We start from the raw sequence: 16,921 nt of genomic DNA, 5'->3' as shown, positions 1-16,921 counted from the left end.
ACCATATAGCTATTTAGGAAGTAGGCGTATTCAGACAAAATAAAAACCCTCCTATTCGGAGGGCTTTTATATAATTCGGCACCGTGCTAGTTTCCCACTTGTGGCAGTATAATCGCCGCTGATGAGCTTGACTTCTGTGTTCGGAATGAGAACAGGTATTTCCTCATCGCCATGGGCACCGAAGGAGGGGGTTTAAAGCGCTTGGTCCCGTATAAATCTCCACGGTGGGCCAAACCCCTTTCTTCGATGTCGATGGCAGCACGTCCTTGAAAAGATCAACGATCTTGGTGTAATGAACACCAATCACTAGTTAAGTCTACCTTATTTTGCGCTACTATCATAGTGATATTGACACAAAATAAGAACATAAAAAGGCAATGGGACTATTAGTATGCTTCGGCTCCATACGTTACCGCACTTCCACCTTGCACCTATCAAACAGATAGTCTCTCTGTGTCCTCATAGGGAAATCTAATCTTGAGGCTAGTTTCGCGCTTAATATGCTTTCAGCGCTTATCTATTCCGTACATAGCTACCGGACAATGCAGCAGGTGGCCACAATCCGTACACCAGAGGTACGTTCACCCCGGTCCTCTCGTACTAGGGGCAAATCCTCTCAAATTTCCTGACGTCCATACCGGATATAAACCGAACTGTCTCACGACGTTCTGAACCCAGCTCGCGTACCACTTTAATCGGCGAACAGCCGAACCCTTGGAAGGTGCTCCCCCTCCAGGATGTGATGAGCCGACATCGAGGTGCCAAACAGCGCCGTCTATGTGAACTATTGGGCGCTATAAGCCTGTTATCCCCAGGGTAACTTTTATCCGTGTGCGCTGTCGATCCCACATTCATTGAACAAAGTTCTATACAGCGGGTCACTTGCTCCGACTTTCGTCTCTGATTGGATTGTAGTCCTCACAGTCAAGCTGGCTTATGCGCATACACTATCACTTCGATTTCCATCCGAAGTTAGCCAACCTTTGAACGCCTCCGCTACTCTTTAGGAGGCAACCGCCCCAGTTAAACTACCCATCATACACGGTCCTCTTACCGGATAACGGCAAAAGTGAGATCAAGACTACAACAAGGTTGGTATTTCACCTGTGGCTCCACAAATACTGGCGTATCTGCTTCAAAGCCTCCCAACTATGCTACACATGTTGCAACCCGGATCAATGTAAAACTGTAGTAAAGCTCCATGGGGTCTTCTCGTCCTGGTATGGACAGACGGCATCTTTACCGCCAATGCACTTTCACCGAGTCCTTCGCTGAGACAGTGCCCACATGATTACTCCATTCGTGCGGGTCAGAACTTACCTGACAAGGAATTTCGCTACCTTAGGACGGTTATAGTTACCGCCGCCGTTCACTGGGGCTTCAGTTCGCACCGTGAAGCACTCCCCTTAACCTTCCAGCACCGGGCAGGAGTCAGCCCCTATACATCCACTTTCGTGTTAGCAGAGACCTGTGTTTTTGATAAACAGTTCCGTGGGCTCTTTTGCTGCGGCCCCCACATCGTTAGATACGAAGGACTCGCGTACAAAAAAGCATCCGATTCTATTGAAAATCATTTGCTCTATCTCAGTAAAAAATATTGGTTATAAAAAGGTTTTTCAATTACATATTCGGATTTGAATATGCAACGTACTCGCTTGCAAGTCATTACACTTACATTAAATTTAACCGTTTCGTTCAATACTCTCGCTGAGGAGTACGCGGCTTTATATCCACCGAAGTGGGGGCAGACCTTATCCCGAAGTTACGGTCGCTGTATTGCCGAGTTCCTTAGCGAAGGTTCTCTCGTAAGCCTTAGTCTACTCGACTCGAGCACCTGTGTTGGTTTGCGGTACGGGCGGACATAATCACGCGTACACCTGCTTTTCTAGCCAGAGCCTTTTCCAAAATCGTCACTTCGAAAAGTAACTTTCACTCCCTTTGGGTTCCCCCTCGGTTGGACGGATAAACCATGAATCCGCTTCGAATATCTCTCCGTGAACAGTGTACAAATTACGCCGGTTCAGGAATATCAACCTGATGTCCATCGCCTACGCTCTACGCCTCGGCTTAGGCCCGACTAACCCTGAGATGATTACCATAGCTCAGGAAACCTTGCTCTTACGGCCGACAGGATTCTCACCTGTCTTATGGTTACTCATTCCAGCATTCTCACTTCCTAACGCTCCACTGTACCTTACAGTCCAGCTTCACCGCAGATAGGAACGCTCCTCTACCGCCCATGCTAATGCATAGACCCATGTCTTCGGTATTACGTTTAGCCCCGTTACATTTTCCACGCAAGATCTCTTGACTAGTGAGCTGTTACGCACTCTTTAAATGAATGGCTGCTTCTAAGCCAACATCCTAGCTGTTTAAGAAATCTCACCTTGTTTCCCACTTAACGTAAATTTAGGGACCTTAGACGATGGTCTGGGCTGTTTCCCTTTTGAGCGACGAACTTAGCTCCGCCGTTCTAACTGCCATGATTCCACAGTCGGTATTCGTAGTTTGTTAAGGGTGGGTAGGATCGCTCCCCCCAGTCCTTTACAGAGCTCTACCCCCGACTGCTACCACATGACGCCAGTCCTAAAACTGTTTCGAGGAGAACCAGCTATCTCCGAGTTCGATTGGCATTTCACCGCTAACCACAAGTCATCCAAGCACTTTGCTGCGTACCCTGGTTCGGCCCTCCACTACCTGTTACAGTAGCTTCAGCCTGCTCATGGTTAGGTCACCCGGTTTCGGGTCTAATCCTATCAACTAAACGCCCTATTCAGGCTCGCTTTCACTGTGGCTCCATCAATTGACTTAACCTTGCTGATAAAATTAACTCGCTGGATCGTTCTACAAAAAGCACGCCGTCACCGGACAAGCCGGCTCCGACTCCTTGTAGGCACTAAATTTCAGGATCTATTTCACTCCCCTCCCGGGGTTCTTTTCACCTTTCCATCACTGTACTAGTTCGCTATCGATCGTATATTATATTTAGCCTTGGCTGGTGGTCCAGCCAGATTCAGACAGGGTTTCTCGTGCCCCGCCCTACTCGATAAAACACATATAAGGTCAGCGTCGTTTTCGCGTACACGGCTTTCACGCTCTTTGGCTAGTCATTCAAACTATTCTGCTAACCACGCCGATTTTTTACCTCACCGACAATTGATAGCTTGTCGTCGCAAACCAGATTCCTCGAATCACTTCAAGTTCTCTGGCTTGGTCTTGTGTAATATCACAACCCCTTATAAGTATTCGCCTATCAGCTTATTCAACTGCCAGTAAACTGACAGATGAAAACTTGTAAGGTTTGGGCTCATGCGATTTCGCTCGCCACTACTTTCGCAATCGTTATTTACTTTCTTTTCCTCAACCTACTAAGATGTTTCAGTTCAGTTGGTTCCCGTTCATACAGCCTATGTGTTCAGCTGTAGACAACATGACACTACTCATGCTGGGTTCCCCCATTCGGAAATCTCCGGATCAAAGCTTGTTGACAGCTACCCGAAGCTTATCGCAGTCTTCCACGTCCTTCATCGGTAATATACGTCTAGGCATCCATTTAGTGCCCTTGAGTACCTTTTTATGCATTGACTTAACTAGTAATTGTTATTCATTACCGAAATCCAACTACTCGCCGTCAATCTTTTCTTTCTTACATCAATCAAATTGTTAAATAACTGTACTCCCATCTTGAGCGCACATTTTATCACATCTTACCTATTATCTGATGTAATGTCGTCTGCGTTCAAGACGTGGTGGCTTTATCTCACACCATCGTACCACTCATACAACACCTTGTCTAGAGTGACTTTGTTGTGATTTTTGCGATAAAAAACGAACCTCCACGATTTGTCTCCTATCACTTAAATCGCCAGAGGTTCCCTAGGAACATTCGCTTCACTAATATGCCATTATACACTGTTGCGATAAAAAAACAAGGATTTTTAATGACATTTACTTAATAAATACCAGCCAAATACTTAGCATGCTAGCAAAAGTGCCTATAAAAATAAAACACCGTTTATTGGTGGGCGATGAGGGACTTGAACCTCCGACCTCGTCATTATCAGTGACGCACTCTAACCAGCTGAGCTAATCGCCCGTCCATAGACGGTGTTTTTCGAAATAAATCCATGGTGGGCGCTGAGGGGCTCGAACCCCCGACCCTCTCGGTGTAAACGAGATGCTCTAGCCAACTGAGCTAAGCGCCCATGGTGGAGTGACTAGAGATAGAAACCTCAATCACCCCATACTAAAGGTACAGGCTCCTGATAAAGAACCAAGATCTACTTCCCATCTATCAGATGCGGACCAGGTCTTGGTGGAGGCACAGGGACTCAAACCCTGGACCCCCTGCTTGCAAAGCAGGTGCTCTAATCAACTGAGCTATGCCCCCATAGGAGTGTCAGATTGTTAAAATTCACAAATAATGTTGTGAACTTAATCCATTTTACCCTACTCGAATAGAAATAACAAGTGGTATACTAAAGTATATGGAATACACATTTAGCTGGGGTGCTTTTATATTCGGCCTTCTTATCCTACTCGGCGGTGGAGCGTTTACTCTATGGTATAGACAAATTGCCGACGCTCTAGGTAGTGGTGTGGTAAGCTATAATCGCTATCTCCTATATGGATTGATTGCCTGCAGTGTAGGTATACTTATTATGCTTAACCTGCATGCATTCATACTACATCTTATTCTCTCCCAGTTCTTTGGCCGAAGCTAACAAGTTAGATCAAAGATACCCTCCAAGAGATTGTGATAAAAGCAAGAAAAAACAGCCCTTAACAGGCTGTTAATTTCTTATTTAACAATCTGGTTGTGCAATATCTCATCAGACTATCGAGGTATTTTGAACTTTGTCTTTCCCCGAAGGGATACTTGGTAAGTAAGCTCATCTTACCAAAAGACCGACCTAGCTTCAGCAGAGGATTTCTCCATAGATCTGCTGGCATAACTCTCCCTAGAAAGGAGGTAATCCATCCGCACCTTCCGGTACGGATACCTTGTTACGACTTAACCCCAATCATGCCCCCACCTTAGGCCGACGAATCGGACTTCGGGTGTTGGTCACTTTCATGGTTTGACGGGCGGTGTGTACAAGACCCGGGAACGTATTCACCGCAACTTGCTGATTTGCGATTACTAGCGATTCCGACTTCATGGAGGCGAGTTTCAGCCTCCAATCCGAACTGGGACTAGCTTTGATGCGATTTGCTCCACCTCGCGGCTTCGCTGCGCATTGTACTAGCCATTGTATCGTGTTTCTAGCCCAGGACGTAAGGGAAATACTGACCTGACATCATCCCCTCCTTCCTCCCCGTTACCGGGGCAGTCTGAATAGAAAAATCCAACTATTCACAAGGGTTGCGCTCGTTGATGGACTTAACCAAACATCTCACGACACGAGCTGACGACGGCCATGCATCACCTGTCACAGGGTTCCAAAAGGCACTAATTGGTTTCCCAAAAATTCCCTGGATGTCAAGCCCTGGTAAGGTTCTTCGTTTAGCATCGAATTAAAGAACACGATCCACCGCTTGTGCGGGTCCCCGTCAATTCCTTTATGTTTTAGTCTTGCGACCGTACTCCACAGGCGGGATACTTAACGCGTTAGCTTCGCTACTGAAGGGGTCGATACCTCCAACAGCTAGTATCCATCGTTTACGGCGTGGACTACCCGGGTATCTAATCCGGTTCGCTCCCCACGCTTTCGTGCCTTAGTGTCAGAAATGGTCCAGTTACCTGCCTACGCCATTGGTGTTCCTTCTAATATCTACGGATTTCACTCCTACACTAGAAATTCCAGTAACCTCTACCACTCTCGAGTTAGTGAGTTCGAATAATAGCCTGTACGGTTGAGCCGCCAGATTTCACTATTCGCTTTACTAACCACCTACGCAACTCTTTACGCCCAGTCACTCCGGATAACGCTCGGATCCTACGTATGACCGCGGCTGCTGGCACGTAGTTAGCCGATCCTTATTCATAAGTTACCGTCATATTCCTCACTTATAAAAGCAGTTTACAACCCGAAGGCCTTCATCCTGCACGCGGCGTTGCTCCATCAGGGTTGCCCCCATTGTGGAAGATTCCTCACTGCTGCCTCCCGTAGGAGTCTGGACCGTGTCTCAGTTCCAGTCTGGCTGGTCATCCTCTCAGACCAGCTACGGATCGTCGGCTTGGTAGGCCATTACCCTACCAACAACCTAATCCGACGCGGGCCGCTCCCAAAGCGCATAAAGCTTTAATCCGAAGATCATATGCGGTATTAGCACACCTTTCGGTGCGTTATCCCTCACTTTAGGGCACGTTCCCACGCGTTACTCAGCCGTTCGCCGCTCGCCGACAGGGTGCAAGCACCCCTCGCTGCCGCTCGACTTGCATGTGTTAGGCACGCCGCCAGCGTTCATCCTGAGCCAGGATCAAACTCTCCATAAAAATATGGCATTAACTACATCAAAAATGATAGTAATTAAGCACCATAAAGTGTTCGCTTTTTAGCGAACGCCTACTCAAAAAGACTGACGATGATTATTGCACAACCAAATTGTTAAATTACACAAAAAATCTAACTGCTCAATCTGTTTCTCTACCTATCTCGCAACCAGACTATCGACCATTGTATCTGAAATGATAGATATCGTCAACACTATTTTTTTAACATTTAGTAGTGATAAAAACAACATAGCCAATGACAATGCCAATAACCGCCCCAACCAACACTTCGAGAGGGGTGTGCCCCTTGGCAGACCGGGGAATTACCACCCTGCCACTATTTTTCGTAGCTTTTATCAACTCCTGAATCGCAATCCCCTGCTCGCCTACAGATCTTCGCACCATGATCGCGTCATACATAACTACACCAGCCATCATCAGAGAAAGCCCGAAGAGCGCTGAGTCTAGACCCTCAGTTAGGCCTATTATAGTCGCCATAGACACAACCGTTGCACTATGCGCGCTTGGCATATTGCCCGACAAATATAGGTGTCGAAATCCGCTAAAGCTACGATCTTTTATGGCGATGATGAGATACTTTGCACCCTGTGCAACCACCCAGCTTGCCGCAATCGTTATAAGATATGGCGACAAATTCATATACCTCTACTTACTCCCTTCTACTGAAGTCGTATCTTCGCTCCTATTTGACGCCTCCATGAGGCCAATCGAAGACACAGCGTCTCCATCCGACAATCTCATTATGGTTACCCCTTGAGTCGTCCGTCCCAAAAGCTTAATGTCATCCAGCCCAAGTCGAATAGTTTGTCCATTTTTTGAAACAAGAATCGCTTCTGCCATAGACGGATCTATCGTCTGGACTGAGATAATAGGACCAGTTTTTGTGGTGACCACTGCAGCTTTTATACCCACGCCTCCACGCTTATGACTCGGAAAGTTTGCGACCTTTGTCTTTTTGCCAAAACCCTTCTCACTGATAACAAGCAGGGTCTGCTCATCATCATTCACAACATCCATACCCACTACCGAATCATTTGGACGTAGACGTACACCACGCACACCACGCGCCGCTCGCCCCATCGGTCGACACTCTTGCTCGTTAAACCTAACAGCCTGTCCAGCAGATGTTGATATAATAACATCATTATCACCAGTTGTCTGCTTTATCCAACGTAGCTCATCACCTGAATCTAGATTAATCGTAATTAACCCGTTAGTTCGAATATTGGCGTAATCTTTTAGAGGCGTCTTTTTGACCGTTCCCTTGATAGTAGCCATGAATAGATATCCGTCATCCTTTGCATCCTTGCCGAGACCAATGATTGACGTGATCTTCTCCTCGGGCTGCAGCTGGAGCAGATTTACAGCCGCCACACCCTTAGCCGCAAGACTTGCAGCGGGCACTTCATAAGCCTTGAGCCTGAACACTCGTCCCTTATTAGTAAAGAATAACAACCAGTCGTGTGTGTTGGCAGGCACGATTTGATCAATAACATCCTCCTCCTTGGTTGTCATCCCTCGTTTACCCTTACCCCCTCGGTTCTGGCGACGATAGTCAGTAAGCAGTGTACGCTTGATATAGTTTTCTGTAGTTAAAAGAACAACGGTATCTTCTTCTGGGATAAGCTCTTCATCGCTAAACTTGCCAAGCTCGTGATTAATAATCTTGGTCCTACGCTCATCGCCGTATTTCTCTTTCATCTCGAGAAGTTCAGTTTTGATAATTGCCAAAATCTCTTTTTCATCAGCAAGGATGGCTTCTAGCTTACTGATGAGTGCGCGAAGCTCATTCAGCTCATTTTCTATAGCCTCACGCTCTAAGCCAGTCAAACGACGGAGTTGCATCGCCAAAATAGCTTTTGCCTGAATCTCACTCAAGGCAAACTTCTCTATAAGTGCCGCTTCAGCCTCATCTTGGGTCTTGCTTGCACGAATAGTCTTAATCACTTCATCTATGTGATCAAGTGCGATCTTATATCCCTCGAGAATATGCGCCCGCTCCTTTGCTTTGCGCAACTCATACTCTGTTCGTCGACGGACAACCTGCTGACGGTGCTTAATAAACTCGCTCAAAATATCATGCAGGCCCAGTATTCGAGGCTGAATACCGTCAATCAGCGCAAGCATATTATAGTGGAACGTTGTCTGAAGGGCCGTAAGCTTGTACAGCTGATTAAGCACCTTCTTTGGATAAGCGTCCTTTTTGAGTTCAATAACAACTCGCACGTTCCCACGAGCGCTCTCGTCACGCAGGTCACTAATAGTTGTCAGCTTCTTATCCTTAACAAGATCGGCGATTTTTTCAATTAGGTTAGCTTTATTAACCGCGTACGGCATCTCAGTTACAACGATCTGATGACGGCCTTTTTTAGCCTCTTCAATCGTCGCAACAGCACGAATTGTGACGCTCCCTCTACCTGTCATATAGGCCTGCCTCATAGGATCACCGCCGTAGACAACGGCGCCAGTTGGAAAATCTGGGCCTTTAACATACCCGAGAAGGTCATCAACGGTTGCGTCAGGATTATCAATCAGCTCAACCGTTGCATCAACAAGCTCGCCAAGGTTGTGTGTCGGTATGCTTGTTGCCATACCAACCGCAATACCTACCTGTCCGTTGAGGAGCAGATTGGGAAGTTTGGCAGGAAGAACTACCGGCTCTTGCTCGGAACCATCGTAGTTATCACGAAAATCAACCGTCTCTTTGTCGAGATCAGTCAATAACTCATTTCCAGCACGACCCAATCGGGCCTCCGTGTATCGGCTCGCCGCCGCAGGATCGCCATCCATAGATCCGAAGTTTCCCTGCCCCTGAACTAGCGGATACCTCATCACCCAGTCCTGAGCAAGGCGAACCATGGAGTCATAAATACTCGAATCACCGTGAGGGTGATACTTACCCATAACATCACCTGCAATACGAGCCGACTTTGCAAACCTTCCGCCCGGCCTTAGTCCTTGCTCACCCATTGTATAAAGAATTCGTCTGTGCACAGGCTTCATTCCATCGCGAACATCTGGAAGAGCGCGATCAATGATTACACTCATCGAATATCGAAGGAAGCTGTCTTCCATAACATCTTCCACCGTACGATGCTCAAGAACTTTTGAGTGTGTTTGCTCCGGCTCAACTACTTCGCCCTCTAGGGGTGTATTTACTTTTTCGTCATCCATATTAGACATCTAACTCCTCTAGGCTAACATCTTTTGCACGAGTTTGAATAAAGCTTTTACGCAGGCTAACTTCGTCGCCCATTAATTTTGTAAATATCGCATCCGCACGCTCGGCATCTTCAATCTTCACCTGGACAAGCACACGATTCTCTGGATTCATAGTAGTGTCCCAAAGCTGGCTAGCGTCCATCTCACCAAGACCCTTGTATCGCTGTAGAGATGACTCATTTAGCCCGGCCTGCTTTACTAGCGATTCGCTCTCGTCAACACTAGCCCCGCGGGCCTTTCGCTCTTCGATCATTGCTCGCAACTTATTATCCAGTTCCTCTTCGTTATAAGCATACTCACGCTTATTACCGCCCATTTTTATGAGAAATAGAGGTGGTTTTGCAAGGTAGATATGACCCCCCTCGACAACCTCTTTCATGTAGCGGAAAAAGAATGTCATCAAAAGTGTCGCGATATGGCTTCCATCAACATCGGCGTCAGTCATGATAATAATCCTGTCATAGCGAAGACCATTGATATCAAACTGATCCCCAATGCCGACGCCCATACCCTTGATTAGGCTAACGATTTCATTATTAGCCAGCATTCGGTCGAGGCGTGCCCTCTCCGTGTTAAGAACCTTACCTCTTAACGGAAGAATTGCTTGAGTCTTACTATCGCGGCCGCTCTTTGCAGACCCACCAGCCGAGTCACCCTCCACGATATATAGCTCACATTCAGCGGGATTCTTGCTCGAGCAATCAGCTAGCTTACCCGGAAGGCTTGCCCCGTCCAATACACCCTTCCGAATAACACTATCTCGAGCCGCACGAGCAGCTTTGCGAGCACGCGCAGCAAGAAGCGCCTTACCAACGATCTTTTTCGCTGTAGCAGGATTTTCGTCGAGAAAGTACGCAAAATACTCATTCATTACCTGTTCGACATATCGACGCACCTCAGGATTGCCTAGTTTATTCTTGGTTTGACCTTCAAATTGTGGATCTGGAAGTTTAACAAGGATTACGGCAGTGAGCCCCTCGCGAATATCATCACCACTTAAGTTATCTTCTTTCTCCTTTAGGAGACTATTCTTTCGTGCGTAATCATTAATAGCTCTGGTAAGAGCAGCACGAAACCCTACCAGATGAGTCCCCCCATCTGGTGTCAGCACGTTATTGGCGAACGGTCGTACCGTTTCTATGTATGAGTCGTTGTATTGGATAGCTACCTCTACCATAGAGTCATCGACCCGCTTCTCGACATAGAACACCTCATCACCTAAAGTCTCTTTTCCTACATTGAGATTTTTTACATAGCTTTTAATGCCCCCCTCAAAATAAAAGGCCTGGCGCTCTTTTGTTCGCTCGTCGTATACCGTACCATACAACCCCTTAGTCAGATATGCCTGATGACGAAGGTAACTAACAACCCATTTATAATCAAACGTGACAGTTTCTTTAAATATTTCCGGATCTGGGTAAAAAGTAATCCGCGTACCACGACTACGATCTGTCTTGCCTACTTTTTTGAACGGTACCGACGTCTTCCCTCGCTCAAATTCCACTCGGTACAGTTCACCATTTTTTACAACCTCAGCGATCATACGTGCAGAGAGAGCGTTGACAACACTTGAACCGACACCGTGCAATCCGGACGAGACCTTGTATCCCCCTCCACCAAACTTACCGCCGGCATGAAGGACAGTAAGCACCGTCTCTAGTGTGCTCAAGCCTGTTTTTGGATGCTTATCGACAGGGATACCCCGTCCGTCATCAGTTACCTCAAGACCTCCATCCTCAAGAATACGAATATCAACTCGCGTGCCATGTCCTGCAATTGCCTCGTCAACCGAGTTGTCGGCAATCTCCTTAATAAGATGATGAACGCCTTCATATCCAGTGCTCCCAATATACATTCCCGGGCGTTTACGAACAGGATCAAGCCCCTCTAGGACCTGGATTTGCGAGCCATCATAAGAGCTGTCGTCTTTGTGTTTAGCCATTGTCCCCTCATTTCGGTAAATAGTTCAGCTTTTTATTAAGAATGTAGCCATTATACCATAAAAAAAATTGTTCATTCAACCTGTTGCAGTGAACATAATTCTTATGCTAAAATGCCAACTGAGAGGTATAAAATTAAACAAAAATAAGTAGCTCTATGTTTAGAAAACTCGTATCAAACCTCGCGTTTAGCCCCGCTCTCGTTGGACAGCTTGGGTTCTACGCGAAACGCCTCCGAAAAGAAGAGGCAACTCGTCGTATCGGTCTTATTTTTACAGCACTAGCCCTGGTAGTGCAATCATTTGCCGTATTTTCACCACCCGAGTCGGCAAACGCCGCAAGCCCCAACAATATACTTTATGGTGGCTGTGCAACAAAAGAGTGTATCTTATCCGCGTGGGACAATAATCGCCAAGATTTCCGTAGCTTCATGAGCTACTTTGGTATCACACGCTCGGAGCTGGCCGCAGGGACCTGGAGAGGATACAACAGCAGTTATCAGATCAAAGGTTCAGACTGGCCTATTAGCTTTGGCCGACAATCAAGCAAGCAGCGCGATGGTTCAGTTACAGTAAATGGTACTTCATACTACCATGGACCTCTCTCAGCCTGGGGCGGAAATAGTTGGTATGCGGGCTTAAGGGGTTATTCTGCTAGCGCTGGTGAGTTCGCCATTATGGCCGTATGCGGCAACCTACTACTCAAGAGGCTTCCTCCCCCAAAGGTGTGCCCTCCTGGAACTATAGGGACATACCCGAACTGCACAACACCTCCAAAGATGTGTACCGTACCAGGCAAAGGCCACTTAAGGGCAGACGACCCTAGATGCAAACCAGACCCTGTCGCAAAGTGCGAAAGCCTAAAGATCACAAAGCTACTGGACAACTATCAAATGTCCGCCACTAGTAGTGTGGCCAATGGCGCGACAGTTACAGGATATATATACACTATCAAGAAAGATGGCGTTGTAGTCAAGACGGAAACGATAAAATCAAACAAAACTACTGACTCATATACATACACTACCAAGGCACAGGGGTCCTACACCGTAGAGCTGACTGTGAAAACATCGCTCGGTGACAAAACCGACAGCAACTGCGTAAAAACATTCAACGTCCCCGCCCCAGAGATGTGTCCACAAAATCCAAAGCTCACAAAAGATAGTCCAGAGTGTCAGCCTTGTCCAGGCGATCCGACCCTATGGATAAAGGATGAAAAATGTTCAGCAAGTATTGTACAGACCAAAACGGCGGTAAATATTACCCAGGGTAACGTCAACGCCTCAACGACAACCGCCAAAGCCTCAGACAAGATTATGTACACTCTAGAGGTTGTAAACCGTGGTAAGGCACCTGCCAACGTAGATATTGTCGAAGATCTCTCAGATATCACAGACTACGCAAGCGTAACTGAAACTGGCGGAGGCACCTACAATGCTGATAAAAAAACTTTAACATGGCCATCGTTCAAGCTAGAGCCAGGTAAGTCACAAACTCGTATGTTTACCGTACAAATGGCAAACCCTATACCTGCCATGGGCGCCAACGTAAGCGATGGTAAATCATACGACTGTCGCATGGATAATGTATTTGGTAATACGGTGTCAATCAACGTAGGTTGCCCTATTCAAAAACGGTTCGTTGAACGTACCGTCTCAGAACTCCCGCATACTGGACCAACCGAGAATATGATTTTTGCAGGCGCAACACTAGCAATAGTCGCCTACTTCTACGCACGCTCGCGCCAGATGAAAAAAGAAGTCCGGCTCATTCGTCGCGATTTCAACGCAGGTACAATATAAATATTAAGGGGTGGTCATGAGTAAAGAGAAAGATGCATTCAGCAATCACGAACAATCCTTTGACCAAGAAAGGCTAAGGGAGATCGCCAATGAGCGCTACAAGGAGCTCGCAAACGAGCGAGAGAAAACTATTGAAAAAAAAGAAAATATCGACAGCGTACGCAATGAAGCCCTCGAACAAGCCACCAGCAAAGAGAAGCCACATAAAATAGATAATTCGAGAGAAACCTCTCCTAGGAAAAAACTAGGTCCTGTATCAAAGCGTGAACGGAATGCGAGTTTCAACGCAACTATGGACGAGGTACGCTCACACATGTCAGCGCCGAGCCGTGCTTTCAGCAAGGTTATTCATAACCCTACAGTAGAAAAAATAAGCGACGTGGTTGGAGGTACGGTCGCACGTCCAAACGCCATACTCTCTGGATCAGTATTCGCCTTTCTATTCACCTTGGTCATCTACCTAATCGCTCGGTACTATGGTTACGCCCTTTCTGGCGGCGAGACGATCGCTTCTTTTGCCGCTGGATGGATATTGGGCCTAGTATTTGACTACTTTAGGGCTCTTATTTTCGGAAAGAGCAAGTAATATCCCGTTTGCTTCAGCAGACAAAAACCGCACATCTAGTGCAGTTTTATCGACACCTCATCACTAGATCCCTGCCCTCGAAGAGTTAGCTTATTAGAGTCCTCCCTAAGCTCCTTCTCCATCTCCTCCTGGAGAGACGGCTGTGGGCTATACATAGTTGGGCGCTTTGTGCCGACAGAAGAAGACGATGGCATGGCGGTATCAGGCGAAGCCTGCGCCGAAACATTTGCATGCTGGCGAGGTACTCCGCTCTGACCAGGAGTCATCGCCTGAGCCTGTACTGGCGCCACGGGCTGCTGCCCGCTCGCGACACCCGACCCAGCCTGCTGAAGGCCTGTAGATGTCGTCGGCACACCGACCCCACCTGTCATCCGCTTTCGCTTTGCTAACCATTCATCGAGAAAAGATGAACCCGAAGAGTTAGCCGCAGATCGCCAAGGGGCGCGAGATCCAGATGCGGCTTCCCCTAATGAGAGACGCTGGGCTATCTCCTGCTCTACCTGACTACGAGGACGACCGTATTTGGCCGCAGACAAGCGCTTCAGGGCATCACTAAGCTGCTGATTAGATTGCCCCATAGGAGGAATCCAACTCATACTAAATGGCGCCGAGGGCACACCCTCAATCTGCGCAACCACAACCGACTCATAATTAGGCAGTTTAGTCAGATCCTCGGCATCAAAAACTGGAGTATAACGCTTTACCATAATCTCTGCATCAGTGATACCAATTCGGCCCGTAATAGTAGTACCTACGTTACCAATGATAGCCTCCCTCAGCTCTTCCTTTAACTGAGTCATGAACTGATTTCCGAGGACAAGACTCAGTCGATATTTACGAGCCTCCGACAGGATCGTCTCAAAGCTGTCAGTAGCAAAATTCTGAAACTCATCAACATATAGTGTGAAGTCTTTTCTTTCCTCTTCTGGCATATTAGCCCTAGCCATTGCCGCAGCCTGAAACTTCATCACAAATATGATACCAAGCAGCTTAGAGTTAAGGTCGCCCATCTTACCTTTTGAAAGATTCACAAGTAAAATCTTGTTGTTATTCATAACATCAGCAAGGTTAATCCCGCTTTTTTGCTGACCTATAATATTTCGCATGGTATCGTTGTTGACGAACGGACCAAACTTAGCACTAACCCAGCTAATGACTTCGCCAGCTTCACTGGAGCGTTGACTTGCCGGAAACTCTTTAGTCCAAAAATCAAGAACCTGCCGATCAGTCACATATTTTAGTTTGCTTTTCATAAACTCTTCGTCTACCAGCAACTTTGGAATGTCAACAAACGTTCCCCCCTTAGGGTCACTCATAAGGAGTAGTGCACAGTTACGGAAAATATGCTCCAAACGCGGGCCAACTATCCCCGTGTGGCCCGGATCATAGAGACCATAAAGCATACTAATCGCCTCCTGAATAAGAAAGTCTTTCTGGTCCGGATGATCAAACTCAAACATATTGAGCCCAATTGGGTTACTCATATCGCTTGGATTAAAGTACACCACATCCTCAACACGCTCTTTAGGTATCTTGGAGAGCAGCGCCTCTACAGAGTCACCATGCGGATCGACAAAAGCAAATCCACGGCCATCCATCATATCCTGATAAGCGAGATTCTCCTGCAAAACAGACTTCCCGACACCCGTCTGACCAATAATATGCACGTGTCGTCGTCGATCTTTAATTCCAAGTCTAATTGGCTTCTTTACCCCTCGAAACTCGTTATAGCCGAGCAATAGACCCTCATCCATAACCTGCGTCGGACCATCAACCTGCTTGCTCATCTGCCTCTTAACCTGGGACGTAGGAATGCTGTTCTGATCAGGCAAATGGAATATCGTAGCAAGCTCAACACTGTTTAAGATATTCTGATTAATCTGCTGAGGGAAAAAACGGAATATATAAGAAGACGCCAGTTCCTCTATATTTTTCGAAAGATTAAACCTGAAACCATTGTACGTAGGCGAGTCAAATAGAGCAAAAGCAGCTACGATATTTTTTAGAAGAGCCTGAGAGCGAGCAGCAGTATTCGAGGAAACCACAACACGTACGAGCACCTCGTACCCTGGGTATCTAGTTTTTTCCTGAATAGCCTCAATAGTAGACTGCTCGACAGCGTTCAACTGCTTTTCGTCGGCCTTTTTCTCGTCTTCTTCTGGCGGTTTCCAAAGTGCCTCCATTATTTCCCTCGGAGAGACCATGCCAGAGAACACCCCTGTTTTTTTTACCCCTTTATCTTTAGTAATCTTATCAGCAAGATTAAGCGAAGACTTAGTCCAACCCTCACTAGCTGGTCGTATAAGTATCTGCAGACCCACACCATCTTCTCGACCAGCGGCAGATATAGCATTCAGAAGAGCCCTAGAGGCATCGCGCTTTGACTCTAGGTATGTGGCAATTGGATAAGAGAAGCTTTTCTTCAGCGTAAATTCACCACCTATTGTGCCACTTGTCTTACCAACACGACTAAATACCGTATGCTCAGTAACTTCCTCAAGCCGAGCTGCAGGATAAGCGGCTGCGATAGCTTGTCGAACCACATCAGTTAAAACTGTCGGCACGACCGCATAGTAATATATCAATCCATCACGAGCAACAATCTCAAACGATAAGTGCCTCTGTCCATATATCTTACTCTTAAATCCCTTTGTGGCAGTGCTTGCAATAATGTTGTACATTACTTGCGCCTGAGACAATACCTCCTCAGTAAGGTCTCGCTTGTCACGATTTTCGTCAGCAATATCCTCGCTAGCCGGAGGAAGGTGAATTAGGATAGGCACCATTTTTAGTCCGCGTTCATAGTTCTTCGCCTCACGTAGCGTCCTACGGTAAAAAATAAAAATAACCGTCGTTCCACCCACAATAAGAGCTGTTACGATAAATAACGTAATAAATGCACTCACCCCACCCAT

General features: G+C 46.9%; 7 protein-coding genes, 3 tRNA genes and 3 rRNA genes. 3 read left to right on the top strand and 10 right to left on the bottom strand.

Annotated features, from left to right (window positions below; translation table 11 throughout):
- Positions 1-73 precede the first annotated feature (73 nt).
- From rrf to GWK75_00720, 5 genes are all read right to left on the bottom strand, one after another.
- Positions 74-183 (bottom strand): 5S ribosomal RNA (rrf, locus tag GWK75_00740).
- A gap of 173 nt (positions 184-356) precedes the next feature.
- Positions 357-3,573 (bottom strand): 23S ribosomal RNA (locus tag GWK75_00735).
- Between the two features lie 446 nt (positions 3,574-4,019).
- A tRNA-Ile gene (locus tag GWK75_00730) sits at positions 4,020-4,096 on the bottom strand.
- Between the two features lie 32 nt (positions 4,097-4,128).
- Positions 4,129-4,205, bottom strand: a tRNA-Val gene (locus GWK75_00725).
- 108 nt (positions 4,206-4,313) lie between these two features.
- Positions 4,314-4,390: transfer RNA gene (locus GWK75_00720), tRNA-Ala, on the bottom strand.
- 97 nt (positions 4,391-4,487) lie between these two features.
- Here GWK75_00720 and GWK75_00715 point away from each other — a divergent pair.
- Positions 4,488-4,724: a hypothetical protein gene (locus GWK75_00715; protein ID QHU90988.1), complete on the top strand. Its 237-nt coding sequence runs from the start codon at positions 4,488-4,490 to the stop codon at positions 4,722-4,724.
- A gap of 238 nt (positions 4,725-4,962) precedes the next feature.
- Here GWK75_00715 and GWK75_00710 read toward each other — a convergent pair.
- From GWK75_00710 to gyrB, 4 genes are all read right to left on the bottom strand, one after another.
- Positions 4,963-6,439: ribosomal RNA gene (locus tag GWK75_00710) — 16S ribosomal RNA — on the bottom strand.
- The 16S, 23S and 5S rRNA genes sit together here with 3 tRNA genes alongside, the layout of an rRNA operon.
- A 219-nt stretch (positions 6,440-6,658) precedes the next feature.
- Entirely contained in the window at positions 6,659-7,096 is a 438-nt protein-coding gene (locus tag GWK75_00705; GenBank protein QHU90987.1) for a divergent PAP2 family protein, read from the bottom strand.
- A 6-nt stretch (positions 7,097-7,102) separates the two neighbouring features.
- Positions 7,103-9,640, bottom strand: coding sequence for a DNA gyrase subunit A (gene gyrA / locus GWK75_00700; protein ID QHU90986.1), 2,538 nt, complete (start codon positions 9,638-9,640; stop codon positions 7,103-7,105).
- On the bottom strand, positions 9,633-11,621 hold the full coding sequence (gyrB, locus tag GWK75_00695) for a DNA topoisomerase (ATP-hydrolyzing) subunit B (protein QHU90985.1): 1,989 nt from the start codon (positions 11,619-11,621) through the stop codon (positions 9,633-9,635). The genes gyrA and gyrB overlap by 8 nt, the downstream gene beginning before the upstream one ends.
- Positions 11,622-11,776: 155 nt before the next feature.
- On the opposite strand from gyrB, the gene GWK75_00690 reads away from it, so the two are divergent.
- Both GWK75_00690 and GWK75_00685 read left to right on the top strand, forming a co-directional pair.
- Positions 11,777-13,420 carry a DUF11 domain-containing protein gene (locus GWK75_00690; GenBank protein QHU90984.1) on the top strand — a complete coding sequence of 548 codons (1,644 nt, stop codon included), beginning with the start codon at positions 11,777-11,779 and terminating at the stop codon, positions 13,418-13,420.
- A 16-nt stretch (positions 13,421-13,436) separates the two neighbouring features.
- On the top strand, positions 13,437-14,006 hold the full coding sequence (locus tag GWK75_00685) for a hypothetical protein (protein QHU90983.1): 570 nt from the start codon (positions 13,437-13,439) through the stop codon (positions 14,004-14,006).
- A 35-nt stretch (positions 14,007-14,041) separates the two neighbouring features.
- Here the strand turns inward: GWK75_00685 and GWK75_00680 are convergent, their stop codons facing one another.
- Positions 14,042-16,921 (bottom strand): TraM recognition domain-containing protein, encoded by a 2,880-nt coding sequence (locus GWK75_00680; GenBank protein ID QHU90982.1) that lies wholly within the window; start codon positions 16,919-16,921, stop codon positions 14,042-14,044.

The organism is Candidatus Saccharibacteria bacterium oral taxon 955 (assembly GCA_010202265.1).
Taxonomy (GTDB): Bacteria; Patescibacteriota; Saccharimonadia; order Saccharimonadales; family Saccharimonadaceae; genus Saccharimonas.
The sequence above is the reverse complement of the archived record's forward strand: the minus strand, read 5'-3'. Positions and strand labels throughout refer to the sequence as shown.

Coding starts and splice junctions, on each gene's coding strand:
- GWK75_00715 (QHU90988.1), top strand. CDS start 4,488: ATGGAATACACATTTAGCTGGGGTGCTTTTATATTCGGCCTTCTTATC.
- GWK75_00705 (QHU90987.1), bottom strand. CDS start 7,096: ATGAATTTGTCGCCATATCTTATAACGATTGCGGCAAGCTGGGTGGTT.
- GWK75_00680 (QHU90982.1), bottom strand. CDS start 16,921: ATGGGTGGGGTGAGTGCATTTATTACGTTATTTATCGTAACAGCTCTT.
- gyrB (QHU90985.1), bottom strand. CDS start 11,621: ATGGCTAAACACAAAGACGACAGCTCTTATGATGGCTCGCAAATCCAG.
- GWK75_00690 (QHU90984.1), top strand. CDS start 11,777: ATGTTTAGAAAACTCGTATCAAACCTCGCGTTTAGCCCCGCTCTCGTT.
- gyrA (QHU90986.1), bottom strand. CDS start 9,640: ATGTCTAATATGGATGACGAAAAAGTAAATACACCCCTAGAGGGCGAA.
- GWK75_00685 (QHU90983.1), top strand. CDS start 13,437: ATGAGTAAAGAGAAAGATGCATTCAGCAATCACGAACAATCCTTTGAC.